The organism is Caballeronia terrestris, from assembly GCF_001544515.1.
GTDB lineage: Bacteria > Pseudomonadota > Gammaproteobacteria > Burkholderiales > Burkholderiaceae > Caballeronia > Caballeronia terrestris.
The window spans coordinates 1-557 of sequence record NZ_FCOL02000620.1; the positions used below are offsets into that span (position 1 = coordinate 1).

Below are 557 nucleotides of genomic sequence, written 5' to 3' on the forward strand. Positions count from 1 at the left end.
GGCTGTGCTGAAGAAGCGGGGGTTTTCACGGGATCGTCGTTGCTGATTCCACGATGCGAGAATGGCGACGCGCTCGCGTCGGTTTTTTGGCCTTTAGAGGCTCGCTTTTAGCCTTTCTCGTCCCGCTTGGTAATTTATGGACGTACCTGTGCCATCAGCCGTGATCGACTCATGTAGATGTTCGCCAGCGCGAGCACTGCGAATGCACGGGTAGCATTTTTGGTGAGTCCACGATAGCGGACCTTGCCGAATCCCCACAGCCGCTTCACTACCGCGAACACGTGCTCCACTCGAGCTCGTATCTTCGACTTATTGCGGTTCTTCGAGCGCTTGACTTCGTCGATTTCGCCACTGCGGTTACGCACACGCTCATTGGTGAAATCCTTGGCTTTCGGGGCTTTGCTAGCAATGAGGTCCTTCTGGCTTGCGTACGCGCTGTCACCGTAAACACGCTGCTCATCGCCATGCAGCAGATCAGGGAGCGCATGCTTGTCGTGCACGTTCGCTGCTGTCACCACGGCGCTGTGTGTCAGCCCCGTTTGGCTGTCCACCCCGAT

The 557-nt window shown here is 56.9% G+C and carries 1 protein-coding gene; it reads right to left on the reverse strand.

The window, feature by feature from the left end:
* Nucleotides 1-134 precede the first annotated feature (134 nt).
* Nucleotides 135-557, reverse strand: a 423-nt coding sequence (locus tag AWB67_RS39250) for a transposase (RefSeq protein WP_143746863.1), incomplete at its 5' end; no start/stop codon positions are given.